Source organism: Ruegeria sp. CF3 (assembly GCF_056537365.1).
Map to the genome: position 1 here is coordinate 446,460 of NZ_JBQFRK010000003.1, position 20,662 is coordinate 467,121.

A 20,662-nucleotide genomic window follows, 5' to 3' on the forward strand; every position below is an offset into this window, starting at 1 on the left:
GTGGCGTTGTCGCTCATACTCGCCTGCGTCTGGGTCTTCGCTTCCACCATTGTGGCGATGCTGCCGATGCACCTGCAATTCCCACCGGGTGTTGTACTGTTTGCCAGCGCGCCTGCTCTGATTCTTTGGCTGAGTTTAGACTATGGCTGGTTCGTCGGAGTCCTGGCTGCTGGCGGTTTTGTTTCGATGTACCGCAACCCGATCCGCTACTACTGGCGCAAGTGGACGGGTAAAGAGGTGTCGGAATGAACTGGTCGATTGCGCTTGCCGGTCTGTGGGGTGTTGTCGCCAACGTGTTGGCGATGTTGCCCAGCAAGGACAACCATTGGCGGCGCGCCTATTTCCTGATCGCCGTTGGCGTCCCCATCCTAGGCTATGTCACCTATGAAAATGGTCCATGGATTGGGCTGCTGGTTCTGGCGGCAGGTATGTCAGTACTGCGCTGGCCGGTGATTTACCTCACCCGTTGGACAAAGGCGAAAATGCAGGGCATGAAGGCGGCGAACAAGTAACTGGCCATTTTCAGGAGGCCCCTATGGTCGACATCGCCACTTTCGCCTATTTGCCGCTGATTACCTTGATCCTCGGGACGCTTGCGGGTTTTGTCGCCGCGCGCTGGATCGGCCTCAAGGCACTGCTGTGGCTGATCGGGCTGACCTCGGCCCTTGGTCTGGTACTGATCATAATGCTGGCCAGTGTCGGCACCGGGGAAGAGGAACAGGCGTTCGGCCCCTTCGTCTGGCTGACCGGTGCGGTCCTGCCCTTCCTGTTTGCGGTGATCATGGGTGGAGTAGGCGGGCGCAGCCTTGCATCCCGGGAAGGCGCATGAGCGAACTGCCCGACGTCCGTGGCCGCTTGTCCGCGGCGCGCTCTCTTTCCGAACTCACCTGGCTGCGCGTCGGCGGACCAGCGGATTATCTGTTTCAACCCGCCGATACCGAAGACCTTCAGTCGTTTCTGCGTGATCTGCCTGCGGATGTTCCCATCTTTCCTATGGGTGTCGGATCCAATCTGATCGTACGTGATGGTGGTCTGCGGGCGGTGGTGATCCGATTGGGGCGCGGGTTCAATGGTATCTCGGTCGACGGCAACACCGTCAGCGCGGGTGCCGCCGCGCTGGATGCGCATGTGGCGCGTAAAGCAGCGGATGGAGGTGTGGACCTGACTTTCCTGCGCACGATACCAGGCTCGATCGGCGGGGCCGTGCGCATGAACGCGGGCTGCTACGGCAGCTATACGGCGGATGTGCTGCAAAAGGCTACCGTGGTCACCCGCGCCGGAGAGATCGTGGACCTGACCCCGCAAGACCTCAGCTTCCGCTATCGCCAGTCCGACCTGCCCGAAGGCGCGGTGCTGATCTCGGCGACGTTTCAAGGCCCCTCGGGCGATCCAGCTGAGCTGCACGCTCGCATGGAGGCGCAGCTAAAAAAGCGCGACGAAACTCAACCCACCAAGGACCGCAGCGCCGGGTCGACCTTCCGTAATCCAGCCGGGTTCTCGTCGACTGGGCGCGCGGACGATGTGCATGACCTCAAGGCGTGGAAAGTGATCGATGACGCGGGTATGCGCGGGGCCACAAAAGGTGGCGCGCAGATGAGTCCCAAACACTCGAATTTCATGATCAATACAGGCGACGCCACCGCCGCAGACCTCGAAGGTCTGGGCGAAGAGGTGCGAAAAAAGGTTTACGAAACAAGCGGCATCACGCTAGAGTGGGAAATCATGCGGGTCGGTGATCCGCTGGAAGAATAAAGCCCCGACCGTCAGACCATAACAGGCAAATTAGGACGACGGATCAAAGGCATAAACGCAGTACGGACCACCACATAAGGTCCGGGGACATTGAGGCGCACATTGGGTATGTCGAGCAGGACAAACCTCAAAGTGGCGGTATTGATGGGTGGCCCCTCGGCGGAACGCGAGGTGTCTCTCAGCTCTGGGCGCGAATGCGCAGCCGCTCTTGTGGGTGAAGGCTTTGAAGTGGTCGAACTGGACGCAGGTCCGGACCTTGCTGCTCGCCTTACCGATATCCAACCCGATGTGGTGTTCAACGCCCTGCATGGACGCTGGGGCGAGGATGGCTGTGTGCAGGGGCTACTGGAATGGATGCGCATTCCTTACACGCATTCCGGCGTGCTGGCTTCGGCCCTTGCGATGGACAAGCAACGCAGCAAAGAGGTCTACGCCGCCGAAGGATTACCCATCGTACCCAGCCTGATCGTTCCCAAGGTCGAGGTGGTCGAGGTCCATGTGATGGAGCCGCCCTATGTTGCCAAGCCCAACAACGAAGGCTCCAGCGTCGGCATCTATATCGTGCATGAAAATGCCAACGGCCCGCCGCAACTGGACGAGGCGATGCCTGATCAGGTGATGGTCGAGAAATACGTCGCGGGCCGGGAACTGACCGTGACCGTGATGGGCGATCGCGCCCTGACGGTGACCGAGATCATGACCGATGGCGGTTGGTACGATTATGATGCCAAGTACAAGCCCGGCGGCTCGTGGCATGTGCTGCCCGCCGAGATCCCGCAGGATATCTTTGACCGCTGCATGGACTATGCGGTTAAGGCGCATATTGCGCTGGGGTGTCGCGGCGTGTCCCGCACCGATTACCGCTGGGATGACAGCAAGGGTGCCGACGGGCTGTTCCTGCTGGAAACCAACACCCAGCCCGGCATGACGCCGACTTCGCTGGTGCCCGAACAGGCCGAGCATCTTGGCATCAGTTTCGGCCAGCTCTGCGCCTGGATGGTGGAGGATGCCTCATGCGACCGCTGACCGCCACCCGCGCGCCGGTGATCCACCGGACCAAACCGTTGGCGGGGCCGGATGCCGATTTCACCGCCGCGCCAAGGCCCGAGCCCAAAACCGAACCTAAGCTGCATTTGCGCGGGGCGCGTCTTTTTGGCCGTGCGCGCAACGCGGACCCCGCGCCCTCGCGCCTCAGCTACCGCTTTCAGCGCTGGATGCTCACCCCCGGCATCCGGCGCGGGCTAAAAATTGGCCTGCCGGTTCTGGCCGTCTTTGGTTTGGTGGGTGGCTTCTTTGCCGCCGAAGAACGTCGTGAGGCGGTCAGTACCTATATCGCCGACATCAAGACCTCGATCCAGGAGCGCCCCGAATTCATGGTCAATTTGATGGCCATCGACGGGGCAGGAACCGCACTGTCTGAGGATATCCGCGAGATCGTGCCGCTCGATTTCCCGCTCAGCTCGTGGGATCTGGATGTGGAGTTGATCCGCGACACCATCACCGGGCTTGACCCGGTGAAATCGGCAACCGTACGCATTCGCCCTGGCGGGATTCTTCAGGTTGATGTGGTCGAACGCCAGCCGGTCATCGTCTGGCGCACCCGAGACGGGATCGAGCTATTGGATGAAACCGGAGCTCATGTTGACCGTGTTTCAGCACGCGCCGATCACGCAGCCCTGCCACTGATCGCAGGGAAGGGCGCGAACAAACATGTCCCCGAGGCGCTGCAAATCCTGACCACAGCCCGCAGCTTGGGCGAACGCGTGCGCGGTTTGGTGCGCGTTGGCGAACGGCGCTGGGATCTGGTGCTGGATCGAAACCAGCGCATCATGTTGCCGACCGAACGTCCGGCGCGCGCGCTGGAACGCGTGTTGGCGGTGAACGAGGTTCAGGACCTTCTGGAACGTGACGTGGCCGTGGTCGACATGCGACTGGGGCAGCGACCGACCATCCGAATGAACAAAACGGCCAGCGAAGACTGGTGGAACACAAAAGTAGATGTGAGTAGCGGGCAGTAACGACCATGATGACCGATCTTTATCAGTCCCAAAGGGCTATGCGGCAGATGCGCCGACAGGCAATGCAACGCGGTGTAGTTGCTATCCTGGATGTCGGCAGCTCCAAAATCGCTTGCCTTGTATTGCGCTTCGACGGGACGGGGCGGTTGTCCGAGGATAACTCGATCGGCTCGATGGCCGGACAAACCGGTTTCCGGGTCATTGGCGCTGCGACCACCCGTTCGCGCGGGGTGCAGTTCGGCGAGGTTACCGCGATGCAGGAAACCGAGCGCGCCATCCGCACCGCGCTGCAGGCGGCGCAGAAGATGGCCGATATCCGCGTCGATCACGTGATTGCATCCTTCTCAGGGGCGAACCCGCGTTCCTACGGGCTGGATGCGCAGGTTGATCTGGAAGGCCAATTGGTTACCGAAGCCGAGGTCGGTCGTGTCCTGAACGCCTGCGACGTGCCCGATTACGGCGAAGGGCGCGAGGTACTGCATGCGCAACCGGTGAATTTCGCGCTCGACAACCGCTCGGGACTAATCGATCCGCGTGGACAGTTGGGGCAGAGCCTTGCAGTGGATATGCACATGCTAACCGTCGATGCGGTGGCGATCCAGAACATCGTCCGCTGCATCAAGCGCTGCGATCTGGAGCTGGCAGGGATTGCGAACTCAGCCTATGTCTCGGGCATTTCCGCATTGGTCGAGGACGAACAGGAGTTGGGCGCGGCCTGTATTGATTTGGGCGGCGGCACCACCAGCATCTCGATCTTCATGAAGAAACACATGATCTATGCCGATTGCGTGCGCATGGGCGGGGATCACGTGACCAGCGACATTTCGATGGGCCTCGGCGTGCCCGCAGCGGTGGCCGAACGGATCAAGACCTTTAACGGTGGCGTTCACGCGACCGGAGCCGATGATCGCGACCTGATCGACATCGGTGGCGATACTGGCGATTGGGAGCATGACCGCCGTACCGTCAGCCGTGCCGAGTTGATCGGCATCATGCGCCCCCGCGTCGAGGAGATTCTCGAAGAGGTGCGTACTCGTCTGGACGCTGCCGGTTTCGACCACCTGCCAAGCCAGCAGATCGTTCTGACTGGTGGTGGCAGCCAGATCATGGGGCTAGACGGGCTTGCCAGCCGGATTCTGGGTCAGCGTGTTCGTTTGGGCCGCCCGCTGCGCGTTCATGGCCTGCCGCAATCTGCGACCGGGCCCGGTTTTTCTTCGGCAGTGGGGCTTAGCCTGTTTGCGGCGCATCCTCAGGACGAATGGTGGGATTTTGAGATCCCGGTCGACACCTATGCCGCGCGCCCGTTCAAGCGCGCCGTGCGCTGGTTCCGTGACAATTGGTAATGCCCTGCGTGGTGCAGCCGTTGGCGCGGCCCTTGGGCCCGCTGCGGCCCCGGCTCAAACCCTGATTACGCCAGAGGCGTTTCTGAGCGCCGTCGTTGGCAAAACGATCACCTTCCATGAAATCCGAAGCGGTATGTTGGTCGGGACCGAGGAATTCCTCAGCCCGACTCTCTCGGTCTGGCGGATGGAGGGGCGGGGCTGTGTCTATGGCCAGATCACCACGCCAAATGGCCAGATCTGTTTTCTGTACGATGATGCGCCCGATGGCCTGCCAGTCTGCTGGTGGCCCTACCTGTACAATGACCGGCTGATGGTGCGGCTGGCGCGCTTCGTCGGCAGCGAAACGCAAGAGGTCCGTAGCATCTCTGAAGATGGCCTGAATTGCCCAAGTGCCCCGGTAGGCTAAAGAAATCAGTTGCGGCAACTGCCAAATTGCCGCAAAATAAGGTTCAAGGCCCGGCAGAGGCCCAGCGGCAGGACATTGAGCAGTTTTCCGCGACCAAACGAGTGACTAAAAGTTTTCGCATCCCCTCAAGGCGGGTGGGGTCTTTCCGTGTGTAGTGGCGCATGAGCCTTTCGCCGCAACATGTCGCGGTAACAGCGAAATGCCGCTGTTTGCTGCCTTATTTCCTCCATATTTTGTGGATTCGTGCGATTTTTCTGGTGACGTTTCCGAAATGACACAGTAAAATCGACTGTGGATAGGTCAGAAAAACCGCATTTTGCGGCAACATAAAAAACAGGCGGACAGAGCATGACATTAAATCTTTCGATGCCCGGGCACGACGAACTCAAGCCTCGGATTACCGTATTTGGCGTTGGCGGCGCTGGGGGCAATGCTGTCGACAACATGATTGAAAAACAGCTGGACGGCGTTGAATTTGTCGTCGCCAACACAGACGCACAGGCGCTGCAGCAAAGCCGTTCGTCGGCGCGGGTGCAGCTGGGCGTCAAAGTCACCGAAGGGTTAGGTGCAGGTGCGCGTCCGACCGTGGGTGCTGCAGCAGCTGAAGAAAGCATCGAGCAGATCGTGGATCATCTGGCGGGTGCGCATATGTGCTTTATCACCGCCGGTATGGGCGGTGGCACGGGCACCGGCGCAGCCCCGATCATCGCGCAGGCAGCGCGGGAGTTGGGTGTTCTGACCGTTGGGGTTGTCACCAAACCCTTCCAGTTCGAAGGCGCCAAGCGTATGCGTCAGGCCGAAGACGGCGTTGATGCGCTGCAGAAAGTCGTTGATACGCTGATCATCATTCCGAACCAGAACCTGTTCCGTCTGGCCAACGAAAAGACCACGTTTACCGAGGCGTTCTCGATGGCCGACGATGTCCTGTATCAGGGCGTCAAAGGCGTAACCGACCTGATGGTGCGTCCGGGTCTGATCAACCTCGACTTCGCCGACGTTCGAGCCGTGATGGACGAGATGGGCAAGGCGATGATGGGCACAGGCGAAGCGACCGGTGAAGATCGCGCCATTCAGGCAGCCGAGAAGGCCATTGCCAACCCGCTGTTGGACGAAATCAGCCTCAAGGGTGCCAAGGGTGTGCTAATCAACATCACCGGTGCGCACGACCTGACCCTGTTCGAACTGGACGAGGCCGCCAACCGCATCCGCGAGGAAGTGGACCCCGAGGCCAATATCATTGTCGGTTCGACCCTGGACACCGAGATGGAAGGCGGAATGCGCGTTTCAGTCGTTGCCACCGGTATCGATGCCAGCGAGAAAACCGAAGATGTACCGGTCGCCCGCCGTTCGATGTCGGCTCCGCTGACACGCACGGTTTCGGCAGAAGACTCCACGCCTGAACAAATCGCTGCAGATGAGGCCCTGGCTGAGGACAACATTGCGCCCACGCTCTTCGAGTCCATCGAAGATGTCGAGTTCAACGATGGCTGGCAAGACGAACAACCCGCTGCCGAGCAGGAAGATGACGGGCTGCCTCCGCCCGCCTATCAGCCTCAGGTTGCACAGTTCGAACCGCAACCCGAAGTCGAAGAGACAGTCGACTCCTACGACGCACCGCGTGCCCAGACCCCCGGCACACCGTCTCCGGAAGCGATGCAGCGGTTGCAGGCCGCAGTTCAGAAAGTACCTTCGAACCGGCTGCGTCCGACGCCTGAGGTACCTCGCGAACCGGCCTCTGAGCCGCAGCAAACGACCGAGGATCGCCCGCGTTTTGGCTTCAACCGATTGATTGACCGGATGACCGGCCATGCGGCCGATACGCCCGCTCAACCGGTACGCCAACAGCCTGCGATGCGGTCGGTTGACGCGACGGCACCTGTTCAGGATGAAGCCGATCCTGATCAGGAGCGCATCGAAATTCCCGCCTTCCTACGGCGTCAGGCCAACTGATCGCGGTAACAAAATCATCCCGAAGGGCCGCCATCGCGCGGCCCTTTTTTGTGGAAACACAAAGTGTTGAGCTGGTGTAAGCAGGGATTTGCCGATGTGTCACATTCATGTTTCATTCGGTTGCAAAAGGTGAGTTGAGCCTTAACGCCCCCTTCCTTAGTTGAGGGTGCAACACAGCCCCTGATAGGCTGGACACAACTCACCGAGGCTCACATTGCAACATACGCTCAAATCTTCAGTCACGTTTGTGGGCACTGGGCTGCATAGCGGCAAGCCTGCGACGATGGTTCTGAAGCCTGCAGCGGCAGGTCATGGAATCTGGTTCAAACGGACTGATATCGAGCTGGGCAATGCGTTGATCCCCGCTATCTATGATGTTGTTGAGCGGACGCCTCTTTGCACACGATTGGTTAACGATGCGAATGTGTCGGTATCGACTGTGGAACACATCATGGCGGCACTTGCCGGATGTGGTGTGCATAATGCACTGATTGAAATCGACGGTCCCGAAGTCCCGATCATGGATGGCTCGTCCGTGGCCTTTGTTCAGGGCATCATGGCCAAAGGCGTTCGTCGTCAGGCCAGTCCGGTACTGGCTTATGAGGTGCTTAAACCCATCTCAGTTGAACGCGAAGGCGCAAAGGCATCGATCGCGCCTGCGGAAGGTCTGGAGATCGAGTTCCACATTGATTTCGAAGATGACGCCATTGGCAGCCAGACAAAGGTTTTGGACATGCGCAATGGTTCGTTTGCGCGTGAACTCTGCGACAGTCGCACGTTTTGCCGCCGCACAGATGTCGAAGCGATGCGTGAAAACGGATTGGCCTTGGGCGGCACATTGGACAATGCGGTAGTCGTACAGGGCCACGAAGTCCTGACCCCGGGTGGCTTCCGTCACACGGATGAAGCGGTGCGCCACAAAATGCTGGACGCTCTGGGTGATCTCTATCTTGCAGGCGGTCCGATTCTGGGGCGCTTTGTCGGCGAGAAGTCGGGGCATTCGATGACCAACACATTGCTGCGCAAACTGTTCGAAACACCGGGCGCTGTGCGTCCGATCCTTTGTACCCCTGAACAAGCCGCGCGTCTGCCCGGCCAGGGCCTTGTGCGGAGCGAAATCCCGCAGGTTGCGTGATCTGATCAACTCTGACGACATTTGCGCCATGAGGGTGGATAAGGCGTTTTGCACTGGAATTTTATGTGCTAGACCGAGGCCCGATCAGGGGTAATTCCCGCTAAGTAGACGACAAGGATGGGCGGAATGGTTGGCAGCAAAGCGGCAGTCAGAATCGCAGGTGCGCTTCTTCTGGCAGCAACTTTGACGGCATGTGGCAATGCCGGAGGTCTGTTTGGTAACCGTGGGGCAGACCGCAGCCAAAACCTCGAAGGTTTCACACCTGAACAGATTTACACCCGCGGTGAATATGAGCTGTCGCAGAATCGCTCGGACGACGCGGCTTGGTATTTCTCTGAAGTAGAGCGGCTTTATCCTTATTCCGATTGGGCGAAACGTGCGCTGATCATGCAGGCGTTCTCATTCCATTCGGACCAGAACTATGAAGAAAGCCGCGCCGCCGCGCAGCGATATATCGATTTCTATCCCACTGACGAAGACGCCGCCTATGCCCAGTATCTTCTGGCGCTCAGCTACTATGATCAGATCGACGAAGTGGGTCGTGATCAGGGGCTGACCTTTCAGGCACTGCAGGCGCTGCGCACGGTGATCGAAGTCTACCCAGACAGTGAGTATGCCACATCTGCCGTACTGAAATTCGACCTTGCCTTTGACCATCTGGCTGGCAAAGAGATGGAGATCGGGCGCTATTATCTGCGTCAGGATCACTTCACTGCGGCGATCAACCGATTCCGCGTGGTGGTCGAGGATTTTCAGACCACATCTCATACCGCCGAGGCGCTCTATCGCCTGATCGAGGCGTATCTGGCGCTGGGACTGGTGGACGAGGCGCAGACCGCGGGTGCGATTCTGGGTTACAACTATCAGTCCTCGGAATGGTACGACGCGGGGTACACGTTGCTGACGTCGCGTGGTCTCGATCTAAAGAGCCGAGGTAACAATTGGCTCAGCACGATCTATCGCCAGACCGTCAAGGGTGAGTGGTTGTAACGGCCATGGCTAAAGGCTTGGGACGCTAAAGACCCGATGCTGCGCGCCCTTGATATCCGCGACATGCTGATCATCGACCGGCTGGACCTGACGTTTCAGCCGGGCTTGAACGCTTTGACCGGTGAAACCGGCGCGGGCAAGTCGATCTTGCTGGATTCGCTGGGCTTTGTGCTGGGCTGGCGAGGGCGCGCCGAGCTGGTTCGTCAGGGGGCCGCACAGGGCGAAGTTGTGGCCGAGTTTGAACTGCCTGACGATCACCCTGCCCATTCGATTCTGGCCGAGGCGGGTCTGCCCGGTGGCGAGGAGCTGATCCTGCGCCGCGTCAACACGGCCGAGGGACGTAAGACTGCATGGGTCAATGACCGCCGTTGTTCGGGCGAAGTGTTACGGGCGCTGTCGGAAACTCTGATCGAACTACACGGCCAACATGATGACCGAGGCCTGCTGAACCCACGCGGGCATCGCGCAACGCTGGATGCCTATGCCGGGGCAGGGGATCAGTTGGCCGCCGTGCGTGCCGCATGGGGCCAGATGTCCATCGCCCGCAAAGCTCTGGCGCAGACTGAGGCAGCGCTGGAGGCTATGCGTGCCGAAGAAGAGTTCCTGCGTCATTCCGTTGTCGAGTTGGATCAGCTTGACCCGCAACCGGGCGAGGATGCCGATCTCGACGCCCGCCGCCGCATGATGCAAGGGGCCGAACGGATTCGCGACGACGTGGCCCGTGCCTTTGCCTTGCTAGGCGGCGACGGGGCCGAGGGCGCGATGGCCGATGCCGTGCGCTGGCTGGAAGGCGTGTCGGACAATGCGGGTGGCCAGTTGGAAGGCCCCATTGCAGCGCTGGGTCGCGCCCTGATCGAACTGGGCGAGGCGCAGGATGGGGTCAACGCCTGTCTGCAAGCGCTCGATTTTAACCCAGCGGAACTGGAACAGGCCGAGGAACGCCTCTTTGCCATTCGCGCGCTGGCACGCAAACACGATGTGGCCCCCGATGATCTGGGCACCTTCGCCGATACCTTGCGCGACCGCCTGAACCGGCTGGATGCGGGTGACGCCGACCTCAGCAACAAACGCGCTGCTGTGGACGCGGCACAGGCTGCGTATGACAACGCGGCCACCGCGCTTGGCGAAACGCGCCGTAAGGCCGCCAGTGCGTTGGACACCGCAGTAATGGCTGAACTCGCGCCCCTGAAAATGGAACGCGCCGTGTTCCGGACCGAGATCACCGCGACCGACCCGGGCCCCGAAGGAATCGACGCGGTGGCCTTCACCGTCGCCACCAACCCGGGGGCGCCGTCAGGGCCGCTCAACAAAATCGCCTCGGGCGGCGAACTCAGCCGCTTTCTGCTGGCGCTTAAGGTCTGCCTAACGGGCGAAGACAGTGCCCGCACGATGATCTTTGACGAGATTGACCGTGGTGTCGGCGGTGCTACGGCGGACGCGGTGGGCCGCCGTCTGGCCGCACTCGCGCAGGGCGGGCAGGTGCTGGTCGTCACCCACTCGCCGCAAGTGGCCGCACGGGCGGCGCATCACTGGCGGGTGCAGAAACAGGTCACCGGCGATCAGACCCTGTCCACCGTGATCCCGCTGGCCGACCCCGACCGCGTCGACGAAATCGCCCGGATGGTCGCAGGCGACACCATTACGGATGAGGCACGTGCCGCTGCCCGTGCCCTGTTGGATGCATGACGCGCATTCTGTGAGCATCTTGTCGTGAACCGACTTTTATAAGGCGCGCGCGTGGCTTACTAAGGGTCAGGCGACCACCCCAACGAGGGCCAATGACCCAATCGACCCGCACCGTGCTGCGCAATCAGCTCAATCAAGCCCTCTCGGCGCTGCGGGATGCATGGCGGGTAATGCTTCATCGTGGCCCCAGCCAGATTCAGTTCTGGTTTATCGCTCTGGTCATCGGGATCGCTGCAGGCTTCATGGCGCTGGGATTCCGGATGGCGATCTCGTCGTTGCAGGCTTATCTCTACAACACCGAAGATATCCTATTCCTGCACAGCCATGCTGAGAAGCTGCATTGGCTCTGGATTTTCCTTACACCTGTGGTCGGCGGGTTGGTCGTCGGGATCATCCTGAACAGGTACACCGATGATGGCCGTGTGCGTTCGGTAGCTGATGTGATCGAGGGTGCGGCCATCACTGATGGACGGGTCGAAAAGAAGGCTGGTATCGCATCTTTTTTCGCTTCGCTGATCACGCTCAGCTCAGGCGGATCCACGGGGCGGGAAGGACCTGTTGTGCATATGGCCGGGGTCATCTCGACTTGGGTCAGCGACCGTATCCACGCCGACGGCATCACCGGGCGCGACCTATTGGGTTGCGCTGTGGCTGCTGCAGTTTCGGCCAGTTTCAACGCCCCCATCGCCGGTGCTTTGTTTGCGCTTGAGGTTGTGCTGCGCCACTTCGCCGTTCATGCCTTTGCGCCCATTGTCATCGCCTCGGTCGCGGGGACCGTGATCAACCGGCTGGCTTATGGTGACGTGACCGAATTCACGCTGGATACGCCCGGGTCGTTGCAATTCTATGTCGAGCTGCCCGCCTTCCTGATCCTAGGCCTGATTTGCGGGCTGGTCTCGCTGCTGTTGATGCGATCGATCTTCTTCGCCGAGGATATCGGCACGCATATCCAAAACCGCTTGTCTCTGCCGCGCTGGCTGCGCCCCGGTGTTTCGGGCGCGATGCTCGGCCTGTTGGCGGTCTGGTTTCCGCACATCATCGGCGTGGGATACGAAACCACGATCCGTGCCTTGACCGGGGACCTCGTGCTGACGACCGCGATCCTGTTCGCGGTCATCAAGACCGTCGCAGTGGCGATTACCATGGGCGGTCGCATGGGTGGTGGTGTGTTTTCCCCTTCATTGATGATCGGAGCGTTGACCGGGTTGGCCTTCGGCCTGATCGCCACCGGATTGCTGCCAGATGTGTCAGGCACCCATACGCTCTATGCCTTTGCCGGGATGGGCGCGGTGGCGGCGGCGGTGCTGGGCGCGCCGATCTCAACCACGCTCATCGTGTTTGAATTGACCGGAGACTGGCAGATCGGCCTCGCCGTGATGGTTTCGGTCTCGATGTCCACTGCGCTGGCCTCGCGCCTTGTAGACCGGTCCTTCTTCCTGACCCAGCTGGAACGGCGCAATGTGCACCTGGCCGCCGGGCCGCAGGCGTACCTGCTGGCAATGTTGCGGGCAGGCGCGGTGATGCGCCCGCTGGGGGACGCGCGTTCGATCTCCAAGGAAGACGCGCAGGCATTGATCGAACAAGGCCTATGCGTCAAGGCCAGCGCCACGCTTGAGGCCGCGATGCCATATTTCGACCGCGATGACATCCCTTGCATCCCGGTGGTGATCATCGACAAGGACGGCTGTGAAAACCCCGTTGGCGCGCTCTATCACATCGACGCGCTGAAAGCTTACAACCGCGCGCTGGCCGCCACAGCGGCCGAGGAACATTCATGATCAGCGTCCGTAAACGCTGGCTGCGTCGCCCAGATAATTGTCCCAGGCAAACCAATACGAGATATGTCCCGCGACGCGCGGCAACTCTGCGCCATCCGGGCCAATTAGTGCCTCTTCGGTGACGCGCCACTTGTTGCCCGTTTCGTCCAGCAGCCCGCCATCGGTGGTCGCGCGGAACTGGCGCGATCCACGCTCGTAGGCGCGCACGCTGCGCTTGTCCGGGTCGCCCATCAGCATCAGTGCCCGCCCGCCAATCGCATCGTTGATCACCGGCTTGCCCTTGAACGCGTCCAACGGCCAGGCCCGCGCCGCGCCGAACTGGCGCACGGCGAACACGTAGTCCTTCTGGCGATGCCGACTTTGATCGACCAAGGCCGGGAACATCAGATCGGGTGAGGCAAAGTAATCGCGATACACAACGCCCGAGCCATAGTTGCGCCGATGACCGGTGCTGAGCGACAGCACCTTCGTATCTGAATGCGACGCCTTCCAGCTGTCCCAGCGGGTGATCACCACAGGACGCTGCTTCAGCTCGATTCCACTGTTGACCAGCGGTCCGACCACGGGCTTACCTGTGTACTGGTTCCATAACGAATGCGTCTCACGGTCGAACATCAATTTGTTCGACCGATACAGGAACCCGGACGAGCCAAATACAAACGGCTTCCGCCGCCCCTCGACCTGCGTTTCAAACAAAATCCCCGATCCGCACAGCGTACAATAGGCCAGTGCTACCGGAACGCCTCCGATCACCTCGTTGAACATCTCGTGCCAGCCCATGATGCGCAGCGGATAAGCGCGTACATCGCCGTTGATCGAGACGCCAAAGACCAAATCGTCGTCTTTCATGTAGTCCGCCCGCGCCGCCGGGATCAGCTTGGGATTGTCCAGCGAAGGGATACCGTCCTTTAGCACACCACCCCAACTGATCTCTTCCAACCGAATCTTCATGTTGTCGCGTTGCAAATATTCGGGTTTCAGGAAAACGTCGAAGTTCTGATCGATGCCCAAAAGAACTTCGCGTTTGAACGGTATCAAAGATGGATGAGGTACAATCTGAGCGTTCCGTTCTTGCCATAGCATCCATTCGAACCAGTCTGTGCCGTGGCGCGCGCCGCTCAACGCTTCCATGACTTTGGCAATGTCTCGCTCTCGCCGTCTACCATAGCGCATCGCCGTCAGAAGCGCGGGCACAACGTCCGGTTTGCCGCGCTCGGTCAGGAACGCCATCCCGGCTTCGAAATCGGTCCGATTGTCATACAAAGTTGAACGTACGGCATCGTAGACAGGGTCATCCTGCGCCCAAAGAGCGCGAGGGGCTACAGCGCTTGCCCCCAACAGGCCGACAAAGCTGCGACGTGGAATCGACATGGCATCCTCCGATCGGGTTCATATTCGATCTTGCCTGCAAAGCAGATCACATACACGCAACACTCGCGTGAGTGGCTCGAAATACTGAAGCTGCACGCCGGGCATCTCGACATTGGTCCATCCTGAGCACAAGATGCTGCTGCGATTGATGTCATCGAACGTGACAGTGGCAATGAAAAAGGAAATACCCATGCAAGACCATGGTTATAAGGCGGGGCGACTAAACCTGCCTTTTGTCGGCATCTCAACCTTCGCCAAATCTCCATATGTTGAGAATTGGGATGAGATAGAGGCGGATATCGCCGTTCTCGGCGCGCCCTTCGATTTCGGGACCCAATGGCGACCGGGGGCGCGGTTTGGACCTCGGGCCGTTCGCGAAGCCTCGACCCTGTTCAGTTTCGGCCACGCCGGGGCTTATGATCACGAAGATGACGCAACCTATCTGGATGGCTCGGTGCGGATCGTTGATCTGGGGGATGCGGATATTATCCATACCAAGACCGACGAGAGCCATGCGAATATCGCCTTGGGGGTGGGCAAGATCCTGAAAGCAGGGGCCTTGCCGGTGATAATTGGCGGGGACCATTCGATCAACATCCCCTGTATCAATGCCTTCGCCGAGGATTGCGCGCAGAACGGCCCGATCCATGTGGTGCAGATCGACGCGCATCTGGATTTTGTCGATGAACGCCACGGGGTGACTGCCGGGCACGGAAACCCGATGCGGCGGGCGATTGAGAAAGACTATGTCTCAGGCATGACGCAGCTGGGCATCCGCAATGTCTCATCCACCGCGAAGGAAGGCTATGACGACGCCCGTGCGCGCGGGTCGGACATCCTGTCTGTGCGGCAGGTGCGCAAACTGGGGGCCGAGGCAGTGCTGGCGCGTATCCCGCAGGGGGCACGGTATTACGTAACGATAGATATCGACGCTTTTTGCCCTTCAATCGCGGCGGGCACAGGTACGCCCAGCCATGGCGGGTTTCTCTACTACGATGTACTGGAAATTCTACAGGGTCTGGCCAAACGCGGGGATGTTGTGGGCATCGATCTGGTCGAAGTCGCGCCTGCTTACGACCCGACGGAAAGTACCCAAATTCTGGCGGCGCAGCTATTGCTGAACTTTCTGGGCTTCATCTTTCACGAACGCGCCCAGCGATAGAAGGTGGGGCATGTCGCCCCACCCGTTTTTTCATGGATCGATGATGTTGTGGCCGGGACCATAGGGGAAGCCGGTGATGTTCTCGGCCCCGTCTTCACCAACCACAAGGATATCGTGTTCACGATAGCCGCCCGCGCCGGGCTGGCCTTCGGGGATCCACAGCATCGGCTCGATCGAGACGACCATGCCGGGTTCCAGCACCGTGTCGATATCTTCGCGCAGCTCCAGACCGGCCTCGCGCCCGTAATAGTGGCTGAGGATACCGAAGGAATGGCCGTACCCGAATGAGCGGTATTGCAGCAGGCCCTCATCCGCGAAGAAGCGGTTGATCTCAGCCGTGATGCCCGAACAGGTCGCGCCGGGTTTGATCAGGCTTAGGCCCAGCTCATGCGCGGCAACGTTGGCCTTCCACAGGCGCAGGCTGTCGGCGTCGGGTTCGTCCAGGAACAGCGTGCGTTCCAGCGCGGTGTAATAGCCCGAGATCATCGGGAAGGTGTTCAGCGACAGGATATCGCCCTTTTGCAGCACGCGTTTAGTCACCGGGTTATGTGCGCCGTCGGTGTTAAGCGCCGACTGGAACCAGACCCATGTGTCGCGGTATTCGGCATCCGGGTAGGCGCGGGCGATTTCCTCTTCCATCGCGTCGCGTCCAGCCATGGCGATCTCAATCTCGGTGGCGCCTTCACGGATCGCTGCGTGAATGGCGGCCCCACCCACGTCAGCGGTGCGTGCGCCGCCTTTGATCAGTTCGATTTCTTCTGCAGATTTCACCATGCGGGCAAACATCGTGTCAGGTGCGATATCGATCAGTTCCGGTCCGCCCAGCATGTCCAGCGCCGTGTTGCGCGCCGCCAATGTCATGTGGTCGCCTTCGATCCCGATCCGTTTGGCCCCGCCGATCAGGCTGGCCACTGCGCGCCAGTAATTGTCGCGCTTCCAGTCGGTGTAGATGACGTTGTCCTCAACCGAGCGCCGCCACGGTTGGCCCGCGTCGATGTTTGCCGAGACAGTGGTGCAAGCGTCCTGTGTTACCACGCAGCCGTAGGGGCGGCCGAAAGAGCAGTACAGAAAGCCGGAATAATAGGCGATGTTCTGCATCGAGGTCAGCAGGACGGCGGGGACGTCATGCTTGGCCATGATTGCGCGCAGGGCGCCAAGGCGGCGGTCGTATTCGCCCTTGCTGAACGGCAGGGGCGCTTTGTCGCCATTGTGGCAGGTGAAGAATTCGGGGCGTTTTGTTGTGTCTGTCATGACTTGGTCTCTCATCATTGCCGGGCGGCAAACCCGGCCACTTGTCCCGGCGTTCAGGACAGGCGGTCTCGGGGTCCGAGAGCCGATCATCCCAGTGCGTCCGCGACGCCATCGCGGCTGGGATGAACAGGTGAATCGTTAGATCAGACCTAGGCCTGCGTCAAGCGGGGGAAAGGCCTCGCAGGCGCTCGGACCGACGGCGCAGCAGCTCGACCGTGGTCAGCAGCGCAATCGAGATCACCACGAGGATCGTGGCCACCGCCAGAATGGTCGGGCTGATCTGTTCGCGCAGGCCGGTGAACATCTGCCATGGCAGCGTTTTTTGGCTAGCCGAGCCGACAAACAGTACCACGACCACCTCGTCGAACGAGGTGATGAAGGCAAACAAGCCGCCTGAGATCACACCCGGCAGGATCAAGGGCATCTGAATCTTGAAGAATGTCCGCACCGGACCCGCGCCCATATTCGCAGCCGCCCGCGTCAGCGAGCGGTCAAAGCCCACTAGCGTTGCGGTCACGGTGATGATGACGAATGGAATACCCAGAACGGCGTGAGCGAGGATCACTTTCACATAGCCCACAAAGTTCTTGTTCATGCCCAGTGTTCCCTCCATGAAGCGGCCGATATCGCTGTAGAAGAAGAACATGCCTGTGGCTGAAATGATCAGCGGCACGATCATTGGCGAGATTAGGATGCCCATTATGGCGCGGCGGCCTGGAACGTGGCTCTGGCTGAGGCCAATGGCCGCCAGCGTGCCCAGCGAGACCGAGATGATCGTCGCAATCGGCGCAATGATGAGCGAGTTCTTGAAGCTGCGCTGCCATTCATTGTTGGTGAAGAAATCGCGGTAGTGCTTTAGCGAGTACCCTTCCGGGTCCAGACGCAGCATTTCTGGCGTGAAGGTAAAGAAGTCCTGCGCGTTGAACGAGAGCGGCAAAACCACGAGGATCGGGGTGATCAGGAACACGAAGATCGCGCCGCAGATCACCCGGAACAAGTAGTGATAGAACACTTGCTTCGCGGTCAGATAGGGCAACAGTTTTTGGCGATATCGACCTTCGTACAGCCAAAAGATAAACCAGACGAAGAACCATCCACCCAACAGGCCCAGAACGCCGCCCATTGGGCCAGAGAACAGAAAACCGACGATGCCAAAGCCAAGGATATTGATCCATCGTGCCAGTTTTTCGTTCTTGAGTATCGTGATGTAGACCCAGGCCACAGCGGCGATCAAGGCTGCACCGCCAATGATGCCGAGGAAGACCGAGCCATTGCCCGCGCCGACAAAGATACCGGCGAAGGCGCCTGCCAGCGCAACGCTTGGCAAAACCATGGACAAAGGTTTGCGGGATATCGGAGTAAGTGCGGCCATGTCGATTATCCCAGCTTCACGTTATCAATGCCGACAATCTTGTCGTAGCACCAGTAGAGCAGCAGTACGACGCCCAGAAGGATCGTTCCCAATGCCGCGGCCAGCCCCCAGTTCAGCGAGGACGAGATGTGATAGGCAATCCGGTTCGAAATAAAGACACCCTTGGTGCCGCCAACGATTTCAGGCGTGATGTAGTAGCCGATCGCCAGAATGAACACGAGGATTGAGCCCGCGCCAATGCCAGGAATGGATTGCGGGAAGTAGATGCGCCAGAATGTCGTCCAGTTGGTCGCGCCCATGGATTTTGCGGCGCGGGTGTACGAGGGCGGTATGGTCTGCATCACCGAATACATGGGCAGGATCATGAACGGCAGCAGGATATGCGTCATAGCTATGATCGTGCCGATCTGGTTGTTGATGATCACCAGCCTGGCGTCGTCGGCCACCAGTCCCAGCCAGACCAATGTTTCATTGATCACGCCCTGTTGCTGCAACATCACCTTCCACGCCGAGGTTCGCACCAACAATGACGTCCAGAAGGGCAACAACACGAGGATCATCAGCAGGTTCGACACCCGCATCGGAAGCGTCGCCAGCAAATAACTGACCGGATAGGCCAGCAGGATACAGGACGCGGTGATCACCAGCGACATGAACAAAGTGCGCCCGAACAGCTTGATCAGGATCTGCTTGTCCTCGGGCTGCGCCTGCGCGCCCTCGGGCGTGCGGCGCATGTCCACTGCGTTCAGGAAATAGCCATTGGTGACAGCGGGCGAATGCGTCTTGATAACCGCCCATGTCTGCGGTTCACCCCAGCCGTCGTGAATCTCGATGACCTGGTCTTTGAACGGCCCATCGGTTTCGGGGTCCAGCTTACCCATTTTCCGACCCGAGCGGCGGAACATCGAAGACATGCCTGTCTCTTCGTAGTTCAGACGCGAACCCAGCCGGGTGTGTGTCTTGTTATCGACGGCCACGACCATGTCGCGGACAAAGGCGTCATAAACGGCCTCGTCGGGCAACTCGCCGCTGGTTTCATCCCAGCTTTGCAATGCTTCGACCGTCAGGGGCAGTGTCTCTTGTACGATGCTGTTTTCCACAGATCGGAACAGCATCGCCGCAATAGGCACGATGAACGAGAACATAACGAACAGCAGCAGTGGGGCGACCAGCATCAGGGCCCGCAGCTTTTGCCGTCGCAGAGACCGGGCCAGCGATTGCTTGAGTGGCGTGCCGTCCGCGGCCAGCATGGGACCAGTATTTTGGGTGGCGTCAGTCATCGGTACCCCTTGGGTATTTTTGGGGTCGGGGGCGATAGCCGCCCCCGACAATCTCAGGAAATCAGACGCTTATTGCGCCAGCCAAGCCTGGAATTTGGCGTCGATATCGTCGCGGTAATCCGCCCAGAACTCGTAGTTATACAGGAACGTGTTCTTGGCGTTTTCCGGATCGGTCGGCATGTGTGGTGCCATGTCGATGCCCAGATCGGCGTGCTGACCCACCAGCGGTGCAGAGGAGGCACGAGCCGGGCCGTACGAGATGTACTTGGCCTGATCTGCCAGACGCTGCGTGTCAGTTGCGAACATGATGTAGTCCAGCGCGCGCTGTTGACGCTCTTCGCTCAGGCCAGCCGGAATGATCCAGCCATCAAGATCGAATACCTGAGCATCCCACAGCATCGCTACCGGCTGCTTTTGCTCTTCGATCACGCTGAACAGGCGACCGTTATAGGTCGAACCCATGACAACTTCACCATCAGCCAGCAATTGTGGCGTGTCGGCACCGGCAGACCACCAGACGACACTGTCCTTGATGGTATCCAGTTTGGCCAGTGCCTGGTCTTGACCTTCAGCAGTGGCCAGAACGTCGTAGACGTCGTCTTTTGCAACGCCGTCACACAGCAACGCCCATTCCATGTTGTTGATCGGGCGCTTTTCCAGCGAGCGCTTGCCGGGATAGGCTTCAAGATCGAATACTGCGCAGATGTCGGTTGGTGGAGTATCACCGACCAGATCGGTGCGATAACCGAAGGTGGTTGAATAGACGATCTGCGGGATAAAGCAGTCGCTGACCAGAAGGTCACCGAAATCTTCGGAGGCAGGCGTGCCATCGGGGGCAGGGGCCAGTTGAGTGTCGAAATCGATCTCAAGTGCCAGACCTTCGTCGCAGAGGCGGATCGCGTCCGCCGCAACCACATCAACCACGTCCCATGTGATGTTGCCCGCTTCGTTCATCGCGCGGAGTTTGGCGACGGCCTCGTTCGAGCTGTCATCGTTCAGGATGGTGACGCCGGTCTTCTCCGAATAGGGCTCGTGATAAGCCTTGAGCTGTGATTTGGAATAGGCGCCGCCCCACGAGACGATGGTCATCTCTTCGGCGGAAACGCCGCCAGCCGCTGTCGCAATAGCAGCTGCTGTCAGCAGTGTTTTGGTAGTTTTCATGTGTTAC

19 protein-coding genes are annotated in these 20,662 nt (G+C 59.7%); 14 read left to right on the top strand and 5 right to left on the bottom strand.

Annotation, left to right across the window (positions count from 1 at the left end):
* From ACR0KC_RS13830 to ACR0KC_RS13890, 13 genes are all read left to right on the top strand, one after another.
* Complete coding sequence (locus ACR0KC_RS13830; RefSeq protein WP_170401374.1) at positions 1-249, top strand: DUF2484 family protein; 249 nt, start codon at positions 1-3, stop codon at positions 247-249.
* A complete protein-coding gene (locus tag ACR0KC_RS13835; RefSeq protein ID WP_170392032.1) occupies positions 246-512 on the top strand; it encodes a DUF2484 family protein in 267 nt (88 codons plus the stop codon). Before ACR0KC_RS13830 ends, ACR0KC_RS13835 begins: the two co-directional genes overlap by 4 nt.
* Before the next feature lie 23 nt (positions 513-535).
* The gene (locus ACR0KC_RS13840; protein WP_170392030.1) at positions 536-829 is read left to right on the top strand and encodes a hypothetical protein; all 294 of its coding nucleotides are present in this window, start codon (positions 536-538) and stop codon (positions 827-829) included.
* On the top strand, positions 826-1,752 hold the full coding sequence (gene murB / locus ACR0KC_RS13845; RefSeq protein WP_480567197.1) for a UDP-N-acetylmuramate dehydrogenase: 927 nt from the start codon (positions 826-828) through the stop codon (positions 1,750-1,752). Before ACR0KC_RS13840 ends, murB begins: the two co-directional genes overlap by 4 nt.
* Positions 1,753-1,860: 108 nt before the next feature.
* Entirely contained in the window at positions 1,861-2,778 is a 918-nt protein-coding gene (locus ACR0KC_RS13850) for a D-alanine--D-alanine ligase (protein ID WP_480567196.1), read from the top strand.
* A complete protein-coding gene (locus ACR0KC_RS13855; RefSeq protein WP_170512290.1) occupies positions 2,766-3,770 on the top strand; it encodes a cell division protein FtsQ/DivIB in 1,005 nt (334 codons plus the stop codon). The genes ACR0KC_RS13850 and ACR0KC_RS13855 overlap by 13 nt, the downstream gene beginning before the upstream one ends.
* An 8-nt stretch (positions 3,771-3,778) precedes the next feature.
* Complete coding sequence (ftsA, locus tag ACR0KC_RS13860) at positions 3,779-5,113, top strand: cell division protein FtsA (protein WP_170392023.1); 1,335 nt, start codon at positions 3,779-3,781, stop codon at positions 5,111-5,113.
* Complete coding sequence (locus ACR0KC_RS13865; protein WP_170401361.1) at positions 5,100-5,519, top strand: hypothetical protein; 420 nt, start codon at positions 5,100-5,102, stop codon at positions 5,517-5,519. Before ftsA ends, ACR0KC_RS13865 begins: the two co-directional genes overlap by 14 nt.
* A 348-nt stretch (positions 5,520-5,867) precedes the next feature.
* Positions 5,868-7,469: a cell division protein FtsZ gene (ftsZ, locus tag ACR0KC_RS13870; protein ID WP_480706706.1), complete on the top strand. Its 1,602-nt coding sequence runs from the start codon at positions 5,868-5,870 to the stop codon at positions 7,467-7,469.
* Positions 7,470-7,683: 214 nt separating this feature from the next.
* On the top strand, positions 7,684-8,604 hold the full coding sequence (gene lpxC / locus ACR0KC_RS13875; RefSeq protein ID WP_480706704.1) for a UDP-3-O-acyl-N-acetylglucosamine deacetylase: 921 nt from the start codon (positions 7,684-7,686) through the stop codon (positions 8,602-8,604).
* Between the two features lie 126 nt (positions 8,605-8,730).
* Positions 8,731-9,594, top strand: coding sequence for an outer membrane protein assembly factor BamD (locus tag ACR0KC_RS13880; RefSeq protein WP_170392015.1), 864 nt, complete (start codon positions 8,731-8,733; stop codon positions 9,592-9,594).
* Between the two features lie 36 nt (positions 9,595-9,630).
* Positions 9,631-11,280, top strand: a complete 1,650-nt coding sequence (gene recN, locus ACR0KC_RS13885; protein ID WP_480706702.1) for a DNA repair protein RecN — start codon at positions 9,631-9,633, stop codon at positions 11,278-11,280.
* A 92-nt stretch (positions 11,281-11,372) separates the two neighbouring features.
* A complete protein-coding gene (locus ACR0KC_RS13890) occupies positions 11,373-13,058 on the top strand; it encodes a chloride channel protein (protein WP_170392011.1) in 1,686 nt (561 codons plus the stop codon).
* Here ACR0KC_RS13890 and ACR0KC_RS13895 read toward each other — a convergent pair whose 3' ends face one another.
* Complete coding sequence (locus ACR0KC_RS13895; protein ID WP_480771960.1) at positions 13,059-14,429, bottom strand: DUF3179 domain-containing protein; 1,371 nt, start codon at positions 14,427-14,429, stop codon at positions 13,059-13,061.
* A 190-nt stretch (positions 14,430-14,619) separates the two neighbouring features.
* On the opposite strand from ACR0KC_RS13895, the gene speB reads away from it, so the two are divergent.
* Positions 14,620-15,591: an agmatinase gene (gene speB / locus ACR0KC_RS13900; protein WP_480771961.1), complete on the top strand. Its 972-nt coding sequence runs from the start codon at positions 14,620-14,622 to the stop codon at positions 15,589-15,591.
* Between the two features lie 30 nt (positions 15,592-15,621).
* Here the strand turns inward: speB and ACR0KC_RS13905 are convergent, their stop codons facing one another.
* The 4 genes from ACR0KC_RS13905 to ACR0KC_RS13920 all read right to left on the bottom strand — a co-directional run bounded on the left by ACR0KC_RS13905 (position 15,622) and on the right by ACR0KC_RS13920 (position 20,655).
* Positions 15,622-16,842, bottom strand: a complete 1,221-nt coding sequence (locus tag ACR0KC_RS13905; protein ID WP_480771962.1) for an aminopeptidase P family protein — start codon at positions 16,840-16,842, stop codon at positions 15,622-15,624.
* A 160-nt stretch (positions 16,843-17,002) separates the two neighbouring features.
* Positions 17,003-18,214, bottom strand: coding sequence for an ABC transporter permease (locus ACR0KC_RS13910; protein ID WP_170392003.1), 1,212 nt, complete (start codon positions 18,212-18,214; stop codon positions 17,003-17,005).
* Between the two features lie 5 nt (positions 18,215-18,219).
* Positions 18,220-19,494, bottom strand: coding sequence for an ABC transporter permease (locus ACR0KC_RS13915; RefSeq protein ID WP_170392001.1), 1,275 nt, complete (start codon positions 19,492-19,494; stop codon positions 18,220-18,222).
* Between the two features lie 69 nt (positions 19,495-19,563).
* Positions 19,564-20,655 (bottom strand): extracellular solute-binding protein, encoded by a 1,092-nt coding sequence (locus tag ACR0KC_RS13920; protein WP_170391999.1) that lies wholly within the window; start codon positions 20,653-20,655, stop codon positions 19,564-19,566.
* Positions 20,656-20,662: the final 7 nt, after the last annotated feature.

Excerpts from the sequence above, each read along its gene's own strand:
- speB (WP_480771961.1), top strand. The coding sequence starts at position 14,620 with ATGCAAGACCATGGTTATAAGGCGGGGCGACTAAACCTGCCTTTTGTC.
- ACR0KC_RS13915 (WP_170392001.1), bottom strand. The coding sequence starts at position 19,494 with ATGACTGACGCCACCCAAAATACTGGTCCCATGCTGGCCGCGGACGGC.
- ACR0KC_RS13855 (WP_170512290.1), top strand. The coding sequence starts at position 2,766 with ATGCGACCGCTGACCGCCACCCGCGCGCCGGTGATCCACCGGACCAAA.
- ACR0KC_RS13880 (WP_170392015.1), top strand. The coding sequence starts at position 8,731 with ATGGTTGGCAGCAAAGCGGCAGTCAGAATCGCAGGTGCGCTTCTTCTG.
- ACR0KC_RS13835 (WP_170392032.1), top strand. The coding sequence starts at position 246 with ATGAACTGGTCGATTGCGCTTGCCGGTCTGTGGGGTGTTGTCGCCAAC.
- recN (WP_480706702.1), top strand. The coding sequence starts at position 9,631 with ATGCTGCGCGCCCTTGATATCCGCGACATGCTGATCATCGACCGGCTG.
- ftsZ (WP_480706706.1), top strand. The coding sequence starts at position 5,868 with ATGACATTAAATCTTTCGATGCCCGGGCACGACGAACTCAAGCCTCGG.
- ACR0KC_RS13890 (WP_170392011.1), top strand. The coding sequence starts at position 11,373 with ATGACCCAATCGACCCGCACCGTGCTGCGCAATCAGCTCAATCAAGCC.
- ACR0KC_RS13920 (WP_170391999.1), bottom strand. The coding sequence starts at position 20,655 with ATGAAAACTACCAAAACACTGCTGACAGCAGCTGCTATTGCGACAGCG.
- ftsA (WP_170392023.1), top strand. The coding sequence starts at position 3,779 with ATGACCGATCTTTATCAGTCCCAAAGGGCTATGCGGCAGATGCGCCGA.
- murB (WP_480567197.1), top strand. The coding sequence starts at position 826 with ATGAGCGAACTGCCCGACGTCCGTGGCCGCTTGTCCGCGGCGCGCTCT.
- ACR0KC_RS13905 (WP_480771962.1), bottom strand. The coding sequence starts at position 16,842 with ATGACAGACACAACAAAACGCCCCGAATTCTTCACCTGCCACAATGGC.
- ACR0KC_RS13910 (WP_170392003.1), bottom strand. The coding sequence starts at position 18,214 with ATGGCCGCACTTACTCCGATATCCCGCAAACCTTTGTCCATGGTTTTG.
- ACR0KC_RS13840 (WP_170392030.1), top strand. The coding sequence starts at position 536 with ATGGTCGACATCGCCACTTTCGCCTATTTGCCGCTGATTACCTTGATC.
- ACR0KC_RS13850 (WP_480567196.1), top strand. The coding sequence starts at position 1,861 with ATGTCGAGCAGGACAAACCTCAAAGTGGCGGTATTGATGGGTGGCCCC.
- ACR0KC_RS13895 (WP_480771960.1), bottom strand. The coding sequence starts at position 14,429 with ATGTCGATTCCACGTCGCAGCTTTGTCGGCCTGTTGGGGGCAAGCGCT.